The organism is Streptomyces johnsoniae (assembly GCF_031845565.1).
Taxonomy (GTDB): domain Bacteria; phylum Actinomycetota; class Actinomycetes; order Streptomycetales; family Streptomycetaceae; genus Streptomyces; species Streptomyces johnsoniae.
In genome coordinates this window covers 1-220 of sequence record NZ_JAVREV010000131.1, presented here as the reverse complement: position 1 = coordinate 220, position 220 = coordinate 1, and the positions used below count along the sequence as shown (strand labels likewise).

Below are 220 nucleotides of genomic sequence, written 5' to 3'. Positions count from 1 at the left end.
CCCCATCCTCAAACCCCGGCACCAACACCGGATGCCCACTGCACTCAATAAACACCCCACACCCATCCCCCTCGGCAGCACCCACCGCATCAACAAACCGCACCCGCTCCCGCAAATTCATAAACCAGTACTCCGCATCCAACCCCGCCGTATCAAACAACCCACCCGTCACCGACGAATAAAACGGCACCCGACCCGACCCCGGCACCAACCCAGAAAG

General features: G+C 60.5%; 1 protein-coding gene. It reads right to left on the bottom strand.

Annotation, left to right across the window (positions count from 1 at the left end; genetic code table 11):
* Positions 1–220 (bottom strand): acyltransferase domain-containing protein (locus RM779_RS33595; RefSeq protein WP_311621575.1); only part of this gene is annotated, 220 nt, incomplete at both ends.